Genomic DNA, 17,052 nt, shown 5'->3' with positions numbered 1-17,052 from the left:
GAGGAGGTAGAGGGAGGCCGATTGGGCATCGGCATCCCTTTTGGCATCCCTCCCCCGGCCCCTCCCTTCGCTTGAAACCCGACTTCGTCGGGACGAAGGGAGGGGAGTCAGAGGGGTGGGTTCTCCCCCTCCCTTCCCCCCTCGGAACGAGGCGGGTACCCTCTGGGTGTGGGGAAGGGAGGGGGCAGGGGGGAGGGATGTAAACCGGGGGAGGGATGTCAAACAGAGGAGCGATGCCCCTAAGAAAAGTATCATTTGCGCTTTCCTCTCAGGCGAGTGGGCTTGCCGCGCTGGCCGGCTTGAACGGGGTAGAGGTCCCACTGGTTGGCTCCGACGGGCTCAAGGTGAAACTCGCGGGTGTTGTCGCGTAGCTCCGCTTTGAGGCTCTCGGGGAAGGCACCGGTGCGGCGGGCGGTCTCCCACTGGTGGATGGCCTCCAAGATCGCCGGGATCGTCCCAAAGCGCTTGGCGGTCTCGGCGGAGAGCGGGTCGGCGCTTAGCTGCGCGGTACTCGCGAGGCTGGTTGCCAGCGCGAAGCCCGTATCGAAGCCCGCAGCGCGTGCCAGGAGCCACTCGGCGTCTTCGAGAGTGGTCTCCGGGCGCAGGGCGAACCAGCCCAGCATCCGGGGCATGAGGTTGCGGGAGTAGTGGAGCTGGTTCTTAAAGCGGTAGAGCGTCTGGCTCTCGCGGAAGCCGGCGTACCAGGGTTCGCCCCAGTTCATGCGGGTGTAGACATGCCAGTTGAAGTGGCCGGGGTTGCTGGCATCGTTGATCTGCCCCTTCAGCTCGGGGGCGAGCGTGCTGTACCAGCTCTGGGTAAAGAGAGTCCGCCCGTACTGCCCCATGCCCGTGGACCAGTTGCCCTCCAGCCCATCCAGCGAGATCTGGAGGGTCCCCGCCTGGTTGCAGAGCGCCGCGATATTCTTGGCGACTTCTTGGGTCAGTGAGGCATCGGTGAGAAAGACTTTATAGTCGTGGTCCAGGAGCTTGCCGATTGTGCTCTGGCTCGCATGCGCCGCCGCCTGTGTCCCCCACGCGCCGCGCTGGCAGCCCAGCAAGCGCCAGGGTGCGCTCGGGGAGACACTCTCGTAGCGGATCAGCTCATCGCCGAGGGCGACCGTGCTCAAGGCAGTTTTCTTCAGAAAGGGCTCCGGGTCGGCGATAGGCAGCTCGGTCTGGGTGGGGGAGACACCCGCGGTGAGTGTACTCCGTCCGCTCCGTGCGAGGCGCGGGTCGGGGCGCGGGGTGACATAGGGATCATTGGGAGTAAGGAAGTTCGAGAGCGTGTGAAAGCCCACCCGGACACCTGCTTTCTTCGCCCGCTCGACACACTCCCGCAGGCCGGCAACCCCGTGGGGAAAGAGGCTCGGCTTGAGGCGAAAGTGCCCCCAGGTCTCAAACGGCGAGCTATGGTAGAGATAGCGCAGCCCCGCCTTGAGGGTCATCTCGATGGCGCGGTCGATGGTCGCCTCGCTAAAGTCCACAATCAAGTACGAGTCCGTAGCGCGGGGGGATTTCTTGGCCCAGACCCCATCGAGCAGCGGGTGCGGGAGCCCCTCCGCCACCTCGATCGCCCCAATGGTATCCAGAGCCTTTGCCGCGGGGCAGAGAAAGAGCGCCAGCTTGCTCCCGACCATTCCGCCGTCGTCGAAGGCCGGCGCGGGGAACTTCTCGATACCCCAGTTCGGGATCACCCGCTCCGCTACTCGACTGCGGCAGTACGCCTGCACCACGCTCCCAAAGGCCGTGCGTCGCGCGGTGTCGCCGCGGAAGAGCTGGTCTTTCTTGAGGGCATCGGGCAGGTCCGGGTAGGTGCCGGTGTCGTCGGCGGTGTAGTCCGGCTCGATATCGCTCTCCTGGCCGGGAAAGCCGCCGAGGGTCTTGGCATTGAGCGCCTGGATCCCAAGGGCCGTCTCCGCATCCCGCACCACCCCGACAATCTCGCCGATGGTCTCCCCAATCACGGTGGGATACGGCCCCCAGACAACCAGCTCGACCGTCTCTTTGGGGGTTACTTCCACCAGCTCCAGCATAAGGTGGGTCGGCTTGGCCTGGATCGCCAGTGTCGCGCTCACGCCGCTCGTGCCAAAGCCCAGTGTCAGGCGGCGGGATCGCCCGTCCCAGCGTGCGGTCTCCGGCGCGTGTAGCTTCCCGGCGACACGCACTTGCAGAACGGGCGCAGGCTGCCCCGGCGCGACGTAGCTGCGCCCGTCCCGACGCCGTGCCAGCGCGAGCCAGGCACCGCTCGCTCCCAGCACAAAGGCGGCCTCACGTGTCGTCCATGTCGCGATAGGTTCGATCTTTGTCATGCGCTACTATAACCCGAGATCGCTTCTCCCCATGCTCTTGGGGCGAAATTGTGTACAATAAGCCACGCCATGCACCGACGCCTTATCGCCTTGCTTCCTCTTGCTCTCCTGAGCACGCTCGCGCTGGCACGCCGTGAGACGAAGCTCTGGTCGCTCCAGCCGGTTGCGCTTCCCGCGGTGCCCGCTGTCAAGACCGTGGGCTGGGTTCGCAACCCCATCGATGCCTTCGTGCTGGCCAAGCTCGAGGCCAAGGGCCTGAGGCCCGCCCCGGAGGCGGACAAGCGGACACTGATCCGGCGTGTCACGTTCGATCTGACCGGCCTGCCCCCGACACCGCAAGAGATAGACGCGTTTCTCGCCGACACCTCCCCTACCGCCTACGAGAAGCTCGTGGATCGCCTGCTAGCCTCGCCCCACTACGGCGAGCGCTGGGCGCGGCACTGGCTGGATGTCGCACGCTTTGGCGAGAGCCACGGCTACGAGTACGACCATGTCCGCGAGAACGCCTGGCGCTACCGCGACTACGTGGTCGGTGCCCTCAATCGCGACAAGCCCTACGACCAGTTTGTGCGCGAGCAGCTCGCCGGCGATGTGCTCCCCGGCGCCGGCCCCGAGGGGGTGATCGCCACGGGCTTTCTGGTCGCGGGGCCCATGGACGAGGCGGGGAAGAGCGCCCCAGGAACCCTCGTGCGGCTCCGGGCGCGTGAGGAGGAGCTGGAGGACATGATCGGGGTGGTGGGGCAGACCTTTCTGGGGCTGACCACCAACTGTGCGCGCTGCCACGACCACAAGTTCGACCCCATCTCCGCCAAGGACTACTACCGCCTGAAGGCTGCGCTGATCGGAGCCCACCCCGGAAACCGTCCTGTCGTCCCGCAAGAGCAGCTCGACCTTCGTGCCCGACAGGCAGCCAGCCTGCGCAACCAGCAAGCCGAGGCCCTGGACACCCTCCGTCGCCTTGAGGAGCCGGTCCGTACCCGCCTGCTCCAAGAGAAGAGCGCCCACCCCGCCCCCGGCGGCCCCGCGCCCCTTCTGCGCTGGAGCTTTGAGAGCCTCGACGGTGGGACGCTCCGGGGGGGCGCACAGCTCCGAAACGGTCGGCTTCGGCTGGCGGGAGCCGGAGCGAGCTTTGAGAGCGCGCCGCTCCCTGTCGCGGTGCAGGAGAAGACCCTGGAGACCTGGGTGCGCCTCACCGACCTGAACCAGCGCGGAGGCAGTGCGCTCACGCTGGAGACCGACGGCGGCGGTGCCTTCGATGCCATTGTTCTCGGGGAGCGCCAGCGGGGCAAGTGGTTCGCCGGGAGCGAGTTCTACCACCGCACCCGCGACCTGGAGGCCCCCCAAGAGACGCCGGGGGAGCTGGTCCAGGTCGCGATTGTCTACCACGCCGACAACCGCATCCAGGTCTACCGCAATGGGAAGCCCTACGGTGCCGCCTACACCCCCGACGGCGAGGGGGCGAGCCTGCGGACCTACCCCGCGGGCAAGAGCCATGCTCTCTTTGGGCTGCGCCACACCGGCTCGGGCGACACGCTGAGCGGAGAAATCGAGGAGGCACGCCTCTACAACCGCGCCCTGACGGCTACCGAGGTGGCGGAGTCGTTTGCGAGCGCACCGTTTTATGTCACTCCCGAGGCGCTGGAGCGAGGCCTCTCCCCCGATGAGCGCACGCGCCGGGCCGCGCTCCAGGCGGAGCTGGAGCGGCTACAGGCACAGCGGGTGAGTGTCGAGACGCCTGTGCAGACCTACGGGGTCAACTCCCAGCGCCCCGGCCCCACCTATATCCTCCCCCGCGGCGATGTGCAGTCCCAGGGCGAGCTGGTCACGCCCGGAGCGCTGAGCGCACTCACGGAGTGCTCTGCGGATTTTGGCCTGACCACGGAGACACCCGATGGCCCCCGACGCCTCGCCCTGGCGACCTGGGTCACCAACCCGAAAAACCCGCTGACGGCGCGCGTGATGGTCAACCGTGTCTGGCAGGGGCACTTTGGGCGCGGGATCGTGGGCACTCCCAGCGACTTTGGCAACAACGGCGAGGCCCCCACCCACCCCGAGCTCCTGGACTGGTTCGCCACAGCCTTCTCCGGCCCCGGCGAGTGGAGCCTCAAGCGCCTGCACCGCGCGATCCTGCTCTCCAGCACCTACCGCCAGTCCAGCGCCTCCAACCCACGTGGCATCGCCCTCGACCCCGACAACCGCCTGCTCTGGCGCATGGCCCCGCGTCGCCTGGAGGCCGAGGCGATCCGGGATAGCATGCTGGCGGTCAGCGGCAAGCTCAACCCCGCGGTCGGCGGCCCCAGCTTCCGCCCCTTCACGGTCTCGACCTTCACCTCCGATTTCTACACCCTGCTCGATAGAGACACCCCGGAGTTTAACCGCCGCACGCTCTACCGGATGATTGTCCAGAGCGCCCGCAGCCCCCTGCTGGAGAACTTCGACTGCCCCGATCCCTCCACCAAGACCGCACGACGCACGGTGACGACAACCCCTCTCCAAGCACTCGCGCTGATGAACGACAGCTTTGTCCTACGCCAGTCCCGCGCCTTCGCCGAGCGGGTGGCAAAAGAAGCCGGAAGCGAGCCGAGTCGCCAGGTCGCCCACGCCTACACCCTCGCCTTTGGCCGCCCCCCCACCCTCGCAGAGCGCACCCGCGCCCTCACGCACCTGAGCGCCCACCCGCTCGATAGCCTCTGCTGGGCCCTCCTCAACGCCAGTGAGTTCCTCTATGCAAAATAGCCTCCCCAATCGCCGCCACTTCCTCACCCAAGCCGCCGGAGGCCTCGGCTCCATCGCCCTCGCCGCCCTCTTAGTGGATGAGGCGAGTGCTTCCCCCCTAACCCCCGCCCGGCGGGGGGACAATGCGGAATTTTCCTTTTCTCCCCCCCGTCGGACGGGGGCAGGGGGGGCAGCCAAACGCGTCATCCAAATATTTTGCTGCGGCGGTGTCAGCCACCTCGACACCTTCGACTACAAGCCCGAGCTCATCAAGCGCGATGGCCAGGAGTGCAAGAAGGTCTTTGACACGTTCTTTGCCCAGCCCGGCAACCTGATGAAGAGCCCCTTCGCCTTCAAGCAGCACGGCAAGAGCGGGCGCTGGGTGAGCGAGCTCCTGCCCCACATCGCCGAGCGCGTCGACGACATCACGTTTCTTTCGTCGATGAAGGCCAAGTCCGCCAACCACACCCCCGCGACCTTTCAGATGAACTCGGGCTTCACGCTCAATGGCTTCCCCTGCCTGGGGGCGTGGCTCTCGTATGGCCTCGGGACGCTCAGCCAGGACCTGCCCGCCTTCGTGGTCCTCCCCGATCCGCGCGGGCTCCCCGCGGGCGGCGCGATCAACTGGACCTCCGGGTTTCTCCCCGCCACCCACCAGGGAACGGCGTTCAATCCCAAGGGCCAGCCGGTCGATAACCTCTTCCCCCCCGACACGATCAAGCCCGCAGACCGACAGGCGGCGCTGGGGCTCCTCGGGACGATGAACCAGGAGTTTGGGGCGGCCCACCCCGGCGACTCGGCGCTGGCGGCACGGATCAAGGCCTATGAGCTGGCGGCGCGCATGCAGACCAGCATCCCGCAGGTGGTGGCGTTCGACCAAGAACCCGAGCACATCAAGAAGCTCTACGGCCTCGACGATCCCATCGCGGGGGGCTTTGGGCGCAACTGCCTGCTGGCCCGGCGCTTGCTCGAAAAAGGCGTGCGCTTTGTCCAGCTCTACCACGGCGGGGCGTTTGGCTCGCCGCGCATCAACTGGGACGCCCACGAGGATATTACAGAAAACCACACCAAGCAGGCCCGGAGCATGGACCAGCCGGTCGCGGCACTCCTCACCGATCTCAAGCAGCGTGGGATGCTCGACGATACCCTCATCCTCTGGACAACGGAGTTTGGGCGGACCCCCATCACGCAGGGAATCGGAAAGACGGGCCGGGACCACCACCACCTCGCCTACACCTGCTGGATGGCCGGCGCGGGCCTCAAGCCCGGCGTCACCTACGGTGCCACCGATGAGATCGGCTACGACACCGCCGAGAACCCCGTCACTGTCTACGACTTCCACGCCACGGTCTTGCATCTACTCGGGATCGACCACACCAAGCTCACCTACCCCTACGGCGGTAGAAACTACCGCCTCACCGATGTCCACGGAGAAGTGATCCGCGGGATTCTTAGCTAGGCAGCAGGAAGCGAGTAGGTCACCTTTGTATCCGTAACCAAGATGAGTTTCTTCTTTTCCAGCAACGTAACAAGCGCTGAGATGTCATTCTCAGGGAGCTGTTTCTGAAAAAGTGCCGAGATCGTCCTTGCGAGAGTGTTTACCGTGCGAGGTTTCGATGATTTCATTTGCTGAAGTTTACTAACAATAGCAGCAATTTTGTCGTCGGTCGTTTTTACATTTGCCACTTTTACCGCACTGATCTCTGAAATATCGCTTACTCTTCCCACAAAGATCTTTCGTGCTTTTAGATGCTGAAGCAAGGGATCAAAGCCTGTATCCTTGGAGAGAATATGAAAGAATCCTGTAGGGTCAGCGGTAGCGAGCTGTCCCAGGTAAAAGGCGATATGAAAATCGAGGGCATTGTGCCCTGTACCAGAGACCTTCACATACTCCGCTTTATCCCCTTTTTTCTGCAACGCCATCGCAGTATCAAAGGCTATTTTGGTTTGATTTGCCCCTACAAAAACAATCACATGAAACAGCTCTGGTTCCAATGCGACAAGCGTTTCTGGGTGTATATTTTCCAGATCAATGAGAATGTAATTCGTACGCAAATTGGTTCTCTGGTCTTTATTTTACCTGAGCCGACATACGAATCCTGAACCAATATCACTCAGTTTTGGGCAACCGGCGAGGGCCATCGCGAGCTTTAGGTCGTCGTGGAGGTGCTGGAGAACATGCGCGACCCCTGCCTCGCCACTCACGGCCAGTGCCCAGAGGTAGGGGCGGCCGATCAGCACCGCGCGGGCTCCGAGGGCGAGGGCTTTTAGGATATCGGTGCCGCGACGGATACCGCCATCCACATAGACCTCGGCCTGACCTTGCACCGCGGCGGCGATCTCCGGGAGGGCATCGGCGGTGCTGACGACGCTATCCAGCTGGCGGCCACCATGGTTAGAGACGACAATCCCCGCGACACCGTGCTGAACCGCAAGAAGCGCATCTTCAGCGGTCAGCACCCCCTTCACCACGATTGGCAGGCGCGTGATGCTCCGAAGCCATGCCAGCGACTCCCAGGTAAGGCTCGCATCGAACTGGTCTCGGGCGTAGTGGTGCAGCGCCAGCTCACCGGAGCCCAAGGGGAGATACGGCTCCAGGTTCGCCAGCCGGATCGACGGGGGCACCTGAAAGTTATTGCGAAAGTCCCGCTCGCGGTTGCCGGTCGCGGGCACATCCACCGTCAGGCAGAGCGCGGCAAATCCCGCCGCCTCCGCGCGCTCTATCAGGGCCTTGGTCACGCCCCGGTCGCGCTGACAGTAGAGCTGAAACCAACGCGTCCCTGCCGAGGCCCCAGCAACCTCCTCCAGCGAGCGCGATGCCATCGTGCTCAAAGTCTGGATCACCCCGGCGGCGGCTGTTGCGCGTGCCACGGCCAGCTCACCGTCGGGGTGGGCGAGCTGGTTGAAGGCACACGGGGCGGTCAGGAGAGGAAACGCAACGGGCTGGCCCAGGATCGTGGTCGCGGTCTCGCAGGAACTCACATCGACAAAGACACGCGGACGGAAGCGCAAACCGGCCCACGCCTGCTCGTTCTCGCGCACGGTGATTTCGTCGCCCGCGCCGCCGGCGTAGTAGTCGTAGGTTGCTTGTGGCAGAAGCTCCCGTGCCCGCTGCTCGTACTCACGGAGGTTGAGAGGAATACTCATCTCCCTTCCTCCTGAAGCAAGGGTTGGCGTGCACGAAACCAAGCATCCGCCTCAGCCTCCCACGGCCAGAAGCCTTGGGTATTGGGGTAGATCAGCTGAAGTACCTCAAAGTTTGCCCCCTCGTAGAACCCGAGATTATAGCCCAAGTACTCCTCGTAAAAGGACTCCGCCACCCGCGCCATTACAACGTCAAATCCTTCAAGGAAGCCTGCGTAGCGCTCTCCTGCCCGAAAGGTCTCACCGCCCCGAAGATGCTCATAGTAGTCGTTGATGAGCACGTGCGCCAGCTCTTGCCGGAGCCCGATCACAATTAGCTCAGGAGCTGCGACGGTTTTGGTGATACCTACCGAGAACGAAAAAGGTGGAAGGTCGTCTTCAGCAGGGATATGAACTACCGAGCACCCAAAACTAGCGATTTTTTCAAGGATTTCCTGGTCAAAATTAGCGGACATCACCAGCATTTCACCGGAAAATTGAGGAGATGACAACTATGGCCATTGCTGCAAAGGTAAGCAGCCCGAGATTTGCCCGTAGACGAGGGCGCTTCTCCCCCACCAGAAACACCGCTCCCAGCAGGCCGATACAGGCTCCGAGCCAGGGAAAGAGCGGATCGCTCGGGGTACGAATCCGTCCCCGGTGTAGCCCTCGGACGGGCAGCTCCACCCACCCAAGGTGCGCGGCGACAAAGACAAGCCCCACAACGATAAGACAGAGGCCGATGGCTTGGAAGACGCGCGAAGGCGGAGCGGTTTGCATAACCAGATTATGGACGTGTCGGAGTTGTTAGATAGGCTTGGGCCAGTGCCTCGCCTAGCAGAATCGTCCCCTGTGTCCCAAAGTGGACGCGCTGGTGGGGCAAGTGATCGGTCTTGACAACCACCAGCTGCTTGTCGGTCTGGGCCAGCTCGCGCAGGCTTGCATTGAGCGCCGCCATGTTCTTCCAGATCGCCTTGGGGTGCTGCTCGGAGACAAACCAGGGGAGGGTCGGCTGGCCGAGGTCTTGGCGCAGCTGGGTGATCAGCGCCTTGAGCCACGCGGCGTAGCTACGGGCGTAGAAGTAGGTATCGTTCTCGCCGGGGTGCCAGAAGACCCCCTCCCAGGTCGGCGCGTAGCCCTGGCGCGTGAGGTCATCGTGGGCGGCGCGGACGAAGGCGAGAAACTTGGGATAGAGGTTGCGGCGGCTCTCCGGCGTGCCCTGCGGCAACCAGTCCAGCCCCTGCGCCCCGCTGTGCGTGAACTTCAGAAGCGCGATGCCGTCGCTGGCAGGAAGCGTCTTCCGTAGCTGCGCCCCCAAGCTCAGCTCCGGGCCAAAGTTGCCCAGATCGCTCACCGGACCGAGCGGCTCCCAGTCTCTAGAACTCTGGAATCCTCCCCCCAGCACGTAGCGAAAGACTATCTGGCTCTGCGGCTGTGCGAGCGCGGCGGGGAGCTCGCTTGCAAACGCATCCTCCCCCTCCATGTTGCGCTCCCCCCCGAGAATAAACAGCCGGACACGCTGCTTCTTGGCGATGGGCAGGCCCTTGGCGAACTTGCGCTCTTTGGGCTTGGGGAGCTTTCCGATCTCCTTCAAGTACGCCGCCCCGAACGCCTCCCCGAGCTGGAGCTGCCCCTGCGTCCCAAAGTGGTAGTGTGGCTGCCCGCTGTCCATCACGTCGAAGGCTAGGTGCGAGGTCGGCACCCAGCGCAGCAGAGGATCGGACGCGAGGAGCTGGTCTTGCTGGGCGCGAAGGACGGCCAGATTCGCGCGGTTGTCCATCCCCCAGATCCCCTTCTCGCTCACCTCGCCCAGAAACCACTTGAGCTTGGGGAGCTGCAGATCGGTGCGGAGGCGCTGGATAATCTTGCGGAGGTTGGCGGCGTAGGCCGTGTTCACCTTGCGGTCGAGCATGTCGTTCTCGCCCTGGTGCCAGATCACGGCCTCCAGCTGGTAGCGAGTGTTTTGCTTCTCCAGCGCGGCAAGCGCCTCACGCACAAGCTGGAGCGTCCGCGGGTAGAGTTTCTGGCCATTTTCCGGCGCATCCGGGTTCCAGTCGTAGACCGCATTGGTGCCGCCAATCGCGGACTTGATGATCGCCAGCGGGGAGTTGTCGTACTTTTTCACCAGCCGTGCGAAGGTCAGCTCCGGCCCAAACGCGTCAAGAGGCCGAAGCGCTCCCCAGCCCTCGTTCTGAAGCTGCAGCGTGATATAGCGCACCTCGGGCTGCGGCGCACCGGCACCCTGAAAGAGCGGAAAGCGGTCGATGCGCTCCGGGTGGGCATCCGCGCCCACCATGTTCGACTGTCCCGCAAAGAGAAAGACCTTGACTGGCTTAACCATGGCTCCGATTGTAACACAGCAGGTCTTCGTCGATCGCTCCATTGATTGCAGGGAAGTAGGTCGTTGTTGTCTCGGTGCGAAAGCCCTCAAACGGATGCTGCGCCTCGATCCGCCGAACGCAAAAGGTCGCCTTCTCGATCCATACGACCATAGGGTGCCCCGAGTAGTTTCCTGCAACTAGGTAGCACTCCGCTCCCTCGCCCTCCAGTAAGGCATCATCCCTTCGATGCACCTCGGTCATGTCGGTTAGCCGCCGCCCCCCGATTTCGTCGGGGAGCAAGAGCGTTGGGATGGTATGCGCCGAGCTCCCGGAGACCCCCGTCATCCCTGCCAGTGCCATCGCCAGTGACTCCGGGTGCATCAGCTGCTGGTAGTGAGGCATCGTCTCCAGTATTTTTGTAATCCCCGGTTTGAGCCACTCCACCCGCACCGTGGCTCCCTCGCGCCAGGCGAAGTGGCGGTCACCACTCTCCTGGTACTCAAAGCGAAAACGATCCGGGCGGATAAAGGCGGTGCTGAAAGGCTTCTCCAGGGTGCGGGTGCCGTTAGGCTTAATAAAACTCGTGCTTACCACCCCTGTATCTGAGTAGGAAGAGCAAGTGGCATAGGCTTCAGCCATGCGCGTAAGAATCTGCGTTGCGGTCATAAAACTTCCTTTTGGACAATCACGTAGAGATGTAGCTCCGGGTGCTGGTCGTACTCCAGGTGGCGGCAGATACAGCCAAATCGGTCGATCAGGCGCAGTAGCTCGGGGATTCCGAGGGCGGCGTGGTAGAGCGGCTGGCCGTGGCAGGGGTTGGTGACCTCATCGGGCGCGTCCACGCCACCACTGGTGAAGATCAGGACGCCGCCGGGCGCGAGGGCAGCGCAGAGCTTCTCCAGTACTGCCGCGTGGTGCTCCAGCGGGACGTGCCAGATGCTGTCCCAGGCAGAGATAAACTCGTAGGCGCGGGGAAACTCCCAGGTGCAGATATCGGCGTGGTGAAAGACCGTCTCGGGGTGCTTGCGCCGCGCCAGCGCCAGCATCTCGGTTGAGAAATCCAGCCCCTCGGCGTCGTAGCCGTGTTTCTGCAAGAGCATCAGAATCCGCCCGCTACTGCCACAGCCCACATCGATCGCCCGGCCTGTCGGTGGCGCAAAGCGCAGTGCCCGCTCGTGCTGCGCGATCCCGTTCTCGTGGTTGAACGACTCCTCGGCCCAGTGCGGGGCGATCTGGTCGTAGCTAGCGGCGGTCTGCGCGGTGGTCATAAAACGATCATTTTTCCTTTTCAAAAGAGCAGATTAGCATCATAGAAAAGGTGAGTAGGATGACTAAAAAGACAAGAGACAATGCCGAGTAAAGTATGTATTTTGGGAAGAGGTAGCCTATCCCTACTGCCCCTAAGCCGCCGCCTGCCCCCCCAATAAGCATCAGCTGCCACATTGGCACCACTGATTTTTGTTTGCACTTGGGGCAGAGGTAAGGAGACCATCGGGTTATGCGCATAACACCAAGGAAACTGAGAGGGGCACTACAATACGGACATTTTCTCATGCATCGAAGTTTAACATACTTTGTAACTTAGAGATTCGATAAAGCACGTGCGGGGCAAGCTGACCGTCGCTGGCGGCGGTCTGTGTTGTGGTCATGAATTATCGTATCCGAAAGGCGTAGAGGTCGGCGTCTTTGAGGAGGAAGCGGAGCTTGAGGGGCTTGCCGCTTAGAGGGGCGAGGTTTAGGTCCAGCGTCCCCTCTAGCTCGTCGCCAAAGAGCGGCTTGCTCTGGGCGAGGGGCTTGCCTGCGGGATCGAGCACCTCGACTTGGAGGCTGCCCGTCGCCGAGGTGGCGTAGTTGAGAACGAGGCGCGAGCCAGTAAACGTAAGCGGGCGCGTGGTGAGCTCCCCGCCGCTGGCGTCGGCGTGCACGGAAGCAAAGCCGTGGCGGCGCACGGTGAGGCGGCGCAGTCGATGGTCGGGCCAGTCGTAGTGCTCGCTGGCGTAGAGGGAGAACTCGCCCTCACCCGTTTCCATAATTCCGGTGGCGGGCATGTTGCTGCGCTGGGTCCAGTTGTGTGGGTCGGGGCCGGGGCGCAGCCACGCCTCTAGAAACGGGCGGCTCCAGTGCAGGCCATCCCGGCTGCTCATGAAGACGGCATCGGAGACACCCGGCTCTTTGTAGCCCGCGAGCTTGGTGCGCTCGGGGACGAAGCGCTTGGGGAAGGAGAGCAGAACGTGGGGGGCGCCGGGACAGGGGCGGACCGCGTTGGTGTAGAAGTGCTCGGTGGGGGTCCCCGGCGCGTAGCGATTGGGCTCGGGCTTGCTCCAGCGCAAAAAGTCCTCGGAGAGGCAGCTCTGGATCGCCCGGTAGCCGCTGTACTCGCCCTGGGTGAAGTAGCGCGAGTAGAGCCGGTACTTGCCCAGCGCCTCATCGAAGAACGCCGTGTTGAGCGAGTCGAACGTGCCGTCAGTCAGGACAGGCGTCGGGCTGAGCTTCTGCCAGCGCACCCCGTCGGGCGAGCCAAAGGCGTAGAGCTTACTATTGATCCCGCCCAAAGCCTTGTAGCGCGCGTCGGGCCGGGCCTTGGGATTGGTGTCGAGAAACGGCGCGAAGTTGTGCGCCTCCAGCCCCTGCCAGACAATATTGTTGGCCTTCGCCCCCCGGAACGCAAACAGCCCGAGATTGGGGCGAGAGAAGTGGATGCCGTCGTCGCTCTCCGCCAAGCACGTCACCTGCTCCAGCGACTGATCGCCCGGACAGTAGCCCCGGTAGTAGAGCCGCACTTTCTTGCCGTCCTGGATCGCCGTAAAGTACGCGCTCGCCGGCCCTTCCCAGGGCTGATTCGTCGTCAGCACGACCTCCCGCCGCACCGGCGTGCTCAGCCACAGCGCCACCCCGCGCTTGCTCTCGACCAGCCCCTCGTCTACAAAAAGCTCCCACCGGGAGCTAATACTTTCGCTTTGCTTCATACTTCCCCCCTAGCCCCGCCCGACGGGGGGACAATCAGGAATTTTACCCGTTTCGAGTTTCGAGTGGTTGAAAACCGACTCGCTAGAGGCGCTTCGCGCCGAACGTCCTGCCGGACGGAAGACAGATGCGGCCCAGAGGGCCTTCGGCAGCTTGCTGCCTTCAGCGAGGAATTTTCAACTCCTCGCACTAGCGCGATACAGCACGTGCGGCGTGATCGGATGCCCGGCGGGAAGCAACGGGTGATCGAAATCGTCGGTGGGGTTGTGGGTCATGCCGAGCTTTTCCATCACATGACGCGAGCGCTGGTTGCCGACGGCGGTCATGGCGACGATCTCGGGGAGCTTGAGGGTATTAAAGCCGTAGGCGAGCGCGGCTTTTGCGCCCTCGGTGGCGTAGCCGTGGCCCCAGTGCTGATACGCAAGCCGCCAGCCGATCTCGACACAGGGAGTGAAGGGGGCCGTGAAGCGCGGGGTGGAGAGGCCGATGAAGCCGATAAACGCCGCGACTCCGGGCACCTCGACCGCCCAGAGGCCGAAGCCTTTCTCCGCGAAGTGCGCCTCGATTCGGTCTACCATCGCGTCGCTCTCGGCGGTCGTGAGGGTGCTGGGGAAGCACTCCATCACGCGCGGGTCGGCGTTGAGGGCGGCAAACGGGGCACGGTCGCTGGGGCGCCAGCGGCGCAGGAGCAAGCGGTTGGTGGTGATCACGCCGCCTCGGCCTCAAGAATGCTAAAGTTCCCGGTGGTCGGTGTGGTGCGCACGAGGCGCAGGCCCGCCTCGGCCAGAAGCACACGGTACTCTTCCTCGGTGCGCTCACGACTATGGAAATAGAGCATCATGGTCAGGTCCAAGAACTTCCCCTGCGAGGGCGTGTTCCCCGGTGGGAGGACGATCTCCACCAGTAGAACTTTCCCTCCGGGAGCCATCGCCCGCCGGCAGTTCTGGAGAATCTGCCGTGCCCGTGCATCGTCCCAGTCGTGGATGATGTACTTGAGCACGTAGGCGTCTCCCCCCTCGGGGACCGCAGCAAAGAAATCTCCCCCCACGCACTCCGCCCGCTCTAGGTGCGCTCCCGCAATCACCGAAGGGGCATCAAAGAGCACGCCCGTCGCCTGCGGACTCTGCGCTAGAATCTGCCCCAGCAGGGCTCCGTGTCCGCCTCCCACATCGACAATCTTCCGGTAAACTGAAAAGTCGTGAGCTGCCAGGATCGCGGCTCCATCGGCGGCGCTTCCCCCCGTCATGAGGTCGTTGAAGATCTTCGCCTGCTCGGGTTGCTCCTCCAGATAGTCGAACCACCCCTTGCCGTAGAGGTGCTCGAAGGCGGGCTTTCCGGTGCGCACACTGTACTCCAGGTTGGCCCAGCAGAGCCGCTCAGACTCCCCTCCAGCAAAGAGCGCCCAGGTATGGAGGCTCTGCGGGGAGCGCTTGCGCAGCGGGTCGGCCAGAGGGGTGAGGGCAAAACGACCGTCGGGCTCCTCTTGAAATACCCCACGGCTCGCCAGCGCACGGAGCACGCGGTAGAGCGAAGGAGCGTGGGTGTTTGTTGCTGTCGCGAGCACCTGCAAAGCGAGCGGCTCGTCTTCCAGCAAGTCCGCGATCCCAAGCTGGACAGCCAGCAAGAGGCACTGGGTAAACCCTAGATCAGCAATCCGCTGGCTCAGGTAGGCAGCAGGCGAAGGCTCAATTTCGGTAGACATCGTAACGCAAGTGTAGCATCTTTCGAGCGCGGGATCGGTTATGATGTACTGGAACCTACCCAATATGCAACCGAATATTATCTACCTCATGGCCGACGAGCTAGGCTACTTTGAGCCAGGGTTCATGGGCAACCCGAACATCAAGACCCCGAATCTCGATAGGCTCGCGGCGGAGGGCGTGCGCTTCACGCGCTGCTACGCGGGCTCGGCGGTCTGCGCCCCGACACGCTGCTGCTTTCTGACGGGCAAGCACAGCGGGCACACCAGTGTCCGGGACAACGATGGGGGAACGCCGCTCCGTGAGGGGGAGGTGACGCTTGCGACGGTGCTCAAGGCGCAGGGCTACGCCACCGGGGGCTTTGGGAAGTGGGGCAATGGCGGGCGCGGCTCGACCGGTGTCCCCGAGAAGCACGGCTTCGATGTCTTCTTTGGCTACTACGACCAGGTCCACGCCCACTCCTACTACACGCCCTACCTGGTCCGAAATAGCGAGGAGGTGCCCCTGCCCGGCAACCACGGCGGGAGCGACGGCAAGACCTACGCGCACTACGCGATCTTCGACGAAGCCGTAAAGTTCATCCGTGAAAATAAAAATCGGCCGTTCTTTGCCTACCTGCCCTTCACGCCGCCGCACGGCATCTTCGATATCCCCGACACCGACCCGGCGTGGGCGCTCTACAAAGACAAGCCTTGGCCCGAGCCTGCCCGGCGCTACGCCGCGATGGTGTCGATGATCGACCGGCAGGTGGGCGAGCTGATCGCACTGCTCAAGGAGCTCAAGCTCGATCGTAACACGCTCTTTCTCTTCAGCGGCGACAACGGCGGCAACGACTATTTTGTCACCAAAGAGGCGCCACGCGGGGTGCACAGTGCCAATAAGAACCCCAAGACCGGAGTCGAGTTCCGGGGCAAGAAAGGGGACCTCTACGACGGCGGCCTGCGAATTCCGGCGCTTGCCTGGTGGCCCGGAAAGATCGCGCGGGGGCGGACCAGCGAGCACCTGTGGTACTTCCCCGATGTCCTCCCCACCCTCGCCGAGCTGACCGGAGCGCCCGTTCCTAAAGACTGCGACGGCCTCAGCTTCCTGCCAGAGCTCCTGGGCCACCGGCAACGAGAGCACGAGTTTCTCTACTGGGAGATTGCCGGGCAGACTGCCGTGCGTCAAGGCGACTGGAAAGCCGTCCAGCCCGGTAAGAGCGCCGCCTGGGAGCTCTACGATCTCAAGGCCGATCCCAGCGAGGCGCACAACCGCGCCGCCGAGAAGCCCGAGGTTCTGGCGCGCCTGCGTGCCCTCGCCGCGCGGGAGCACACACCCGCACGGGTCGGCACCTATGCCCGCACCGACCTGCACGAGCGCGACCGCGCCGCCAAGTTCGGCTTCGACACGCCCAAGGCAGCGGGCAAGAGCGCAAACTGGCCCGTGCCCGGCCTGCTCCCCACTAAAGACTGGAAGCTGGTGCGGGTGAGCAGTGAGAATATTGCCAACCAAAAGTACGGCCGCAACGCCTTCGACAGCGACCCGAGCACGCTCTGGCACACCCGCTTCACCGGCGGCGCAGCTCCCCCACCCCATGAGCTCGTGATCGACCTCGGGGCGGAGGTGACCATCACCGCCTTTGTCTGCCTGGCGCGCCAGGACGCGAGCTGGAACGGGGCGATCAAAGAGGTAGAGTTCTGTGTGAGCAGCTCCCCGGAACGCTTCGGTCCGCCCATAGCGAAGGCGACACTAAAGAAAACAAAGACGGCCCAAGAGGTTCCCTGCCCCCCAACCAAGGGACGCTATGTTCTGCTCCGCGCCCTCTCGGAGCTCAATGGCAACCCCTTCGCCTCGCTCGCCGAGCTGGGGATTAAAGCCGAGGGTTAGCCGGGGGGTGAAATCCCCGGCAGAAGGGAGTGAGCGTCCCGAGGACGCGGGAGA

General features: G+C 63.6%; 14 protein-coding genes. 3 read left to right on the top strand and 11 right to left on the bottom strand.

All coding sequences use genetic code 11. The annotated features are described in order from the left end of the window. Positions 1–251: 251 nt before the first annotated feature. Complete coding sequence (locus HNQ39_RS02840; RefSeq protein ID WP_184192442.1) at positions 252–2,309, bottom strand: hypothetical protein; 2,058 nt, start codon at positions 2,307–2,309, stop codon at positions 252–254. 69 nt (positions 2,310–2,378) lie between these two features. Here HNQ39_RS02840 and HNQ39_RS02835 point away from each other — a divergent pair, with 69 nt between their 5' ends. Both HNQ39_RS02835 and HNQ39_RS02830 read left to right on the top strand, forming a co-directional pair. Next, positions 2,379–5,045 (top strand): DUF1553 domain-containing protein, encoded by a 2,667-nt coding sequence (locus tag HNQ39_RS02835; RefSeq protein ID WP_184192441.1) that lies wholly within the window; start codon positions 2,379–2,381, stop codon positions 5,043–5,045. Further along, positions 5,035–6,483 (top strand): DUF1501 domain-containing protein, encoded by a 1,449-nt coding sequence (locus HNQ39_RS02830; protein WP_184192440.1) that lies wholly within the window; start codon positions 5,035–5,037, stop codon positions 6,481–6,483. The genes HNQ39_RS02835 and HNQ39_RS02830 overlap by 11 nt, the downstream gene beginning before the upstream one ends. Here HNQ39_RS02830 and HNQ39_RS02825 read toward each other — a convergent pair. The 10 genes from HNQ39_RS02825 to HNQ39_RS02780 form a co-directional block, all read right to left on the bottom strand. Next, complete coding sequence (locus tag HNQ39_RS02825; protein ID WP_184192439.1) at positions 6,480–7,079, bottom strand: PIN domain-containing protein; 600 nt, start codon at positions 7,077–7,079, stop codon at positions 6,480–6,482. The genes HNQ39_RS02830 and HNQ39_RS02825 overlap by 4 nt on opposite strands. 21 nt (positions 7,080–7,100) lie before the next feature. After that, a complete protein-coding gene (locus tag HNQ39_RS02820) occupies positions 7,101–8,171 on the bottom strand; it encodes an alpha-hydroxy acid oxidase (RefSeq protein ID WP_184192438.1) in 1,071 nt (356 codons plus the stop codon). After that, positions 8,168–8,659 carry a DUF4262 domain-containing protein gene (locus tag HNQ39_RS02815; protein WP_184192437.1) on the bottom strand — a complete coding sequence of 164 codons (492 nt, stop codon included), beginning with the start codon at positions 8,657–8,659 and terminating at the stop codon, positions 8,168–8,170. The genes HNQ39_RS02820 and HNQ39_RS02815 overlap by 4 nt, the downstream gene beginning before the upstream one ends. Then, on the bottom strand, positions 8,634–8,927 hold the full coding sequence (locus HNQ39_RS02810) for a hypothetical protein (RefSeq protein WP_184192436.1): 294 nt from the start codon (positions 8,925–8,927) through the stop codon (positions 8,634–8,636). The genes HNQ39_RS02815 and HNQ39_RS02810 overlap by 26 nt, the downstream gene beginning before the upstream one ends. Before the next feature lie 7 nt (positions 8,928–8,934). Further along, positions 8,935–10,488: a sialate O-acetylesterase gene (locus tag HNQ39_RS02805; RefSeq protein ID WP_184192435.1), complete on the bottom strand. Its 1,554-nt coding sequence runs from the start codon at positions 10,486–10,488 to the stop codon at positions 8,935–8,937. Beyond that, positions 10,481–11,134, bottom strand: a complete 654-nt coding sequence (locus HNQ39_RS02800) for a hypothetical protein (protein WP_184192434.1) — start codon at positions 11,132–11,134, stop codon at positions 10,481–10,483. Before HNQ39_RS02800 ends, HNQ39_RS02805 begins: the two co-directional genes overlap by 8 nt. Further along, on the bottom strand, positions 11,131–11,736 hold the full coding sequence (locus HNQ39_RS02795; RefSeq protein ID WP_184192433.1) for a class I SAM-dependent methyltransferase: 606 nt from the start codon (positions 11,734–11,736) through the stop codon (positions 11,131–11,133). Before HNQ39_RS02795 ends, HNQ39_RS02800 begins: the two co-directional genes overlap by 4 nt. A 384-nt stretch (positions 11,737–12,120) precedes the next feature. Further along, a complete protein-coding gene (locus HNQ39_RS02790) occupies positions 12,121–13,434 on the bottom strand; it encodes a hypothetical protein (protein ID WP_184192432.1) in 1,314 nt (437 codons plus the stop codon). Between the two features lie 174 nt (positions 13,435–13,608). Beyond that, complete coding sequence (locus HNQ39_RS02785) at positions 13,609–14,139, bottom strand: GNAT family N-acetyltransferase (protein WP_184193477.1); 531 nt, start codon at positions 14,137–14,139, stop codon at positions 13,609–13,611. Then, positions 14,139–15,134: a methyltransferase gene (locus HNQ39_RS02780; RefSeq protein ID WP_184192431.1), complete on the bottom strand. Its 996-nt coding sequence runs from the start codon at positions 15,132–15,134 to the stop codon at positions 14,139–14,141. The genes HNQ39_RS02785 and HNQ39_RS02780 overlap by 1 nt, the downstream gene beginning before the upstream one ends. A 64-nt stretch (positions 15,135–15,198) precedes the next feature. Between HNQ39_RS02780 and HNQ39_RS02775 the strand changes: the two genes are divergently transcribed. Continuing rightward, positions 15,199–16,998 (top strand): sulfatase-like hydrolase/transferase, encoded by a 1,800-nt coding sequence (locus tag HNQ39_RS02775; RefSeq protein ID WP_184192430.1) that lies wholly within the window; start codon positions 15,199–15,201, stop codon positions 16,996–16,998. Positions 16,999–17,052 lie beyond the last annotated feature (54 nt).

The organism is Armatimonas rosea (genome assembly GCF_014202505.1).
In the GTDB taxonomy this organism is placed as follows: Bacteria; Armatimonadota; Armatimonadia; order Armatimonadales; family Armatimonadaceae; genus Armatimonas; species Armatimonas rosea.
The sequence above is the reverse complement of the archived record's forward strand: the minus strand, read 5'-3'. Positions and strand labels throughout refer to the sequence as shown.

Coding starts and splice junctions, on each gene's coding strand:
- HNQ39_RS02810 (WP_184192436.1), bottom strand. CDS start 8,927: ATGCAAACCGCTCCGCCTTCGCGCGTCTTCCAAGCCATCGGCCTCTGT.
- HNQ39_RS02780 (WP_184192431.1), bottom strand. CDS start 15,134: ATGTCTACCGAAATTGAGCCTTCGCCTGCTGCCTACCTGAGCCAGCGG.
- HNQ39_RS02830 (WP_184192440.1), top strand. CDS start 5,035: ATGCAAAATAGCCTCCCCAATCGCCGCCACTTCCTCACCCAAGCCGCC.
- HNQ39_RS02800 (WP_184192434.1), bottom strand. CDS start 11,134: ATGACCGCAACGCAGATTCTTACGCGCATGGCTGAAGCCTATGCCACT.
- HNQ39_RS02835 (WP_184192441.1), top strand. CDS start 2,379: ATGCACCGACGCCTTATCGCCTTGCTTCCTCTTGCTCTCCTGAGCACG.
- HNQ39_RS02795 (WP_184192433.1), bottom strand. CDS start 11,736: ATGACCACCGCGCAGACCGCCGCTAGCTACGACCAGATCGCCCCGCAC.
- HNQ39_RS02820 (WP_184192438.1), bottom strand. CDS start 8,171: ATGAGTATTCCTCTCAACCTCCGTGAGTACGAGCAGCGGGCACGGGAG.
- HNQ39_RS02805 (WP_184192435.1), bottom strand. CDS start 10,488: ATGGTTAAGCCAGTCAAGGTCTTTCTCTTTGCGGGACAGTCGAACATG.
- HNQ39_RS02790 (WP_184192432.1), bottom strand. CDS start 13,434: ATGAAGCAAAGCGAAAGTATTAGCTCCCGGTGGGAGCTTTTTGTAGAC.
- HNQ39_RS02840 (WP_184192442.1), bottom strand. CDS start 2,309: ATGACAAAGATCGAACCTATCGCGACATGGACGACACGTGAGGCCGCC.
- HNQ39_RS02775 (WP_184192430.1), top strand. CDS start 15,199: ATGCAACCGAATATTATCTACCTCATGGCCGACGAGCTAGGCTACTTT.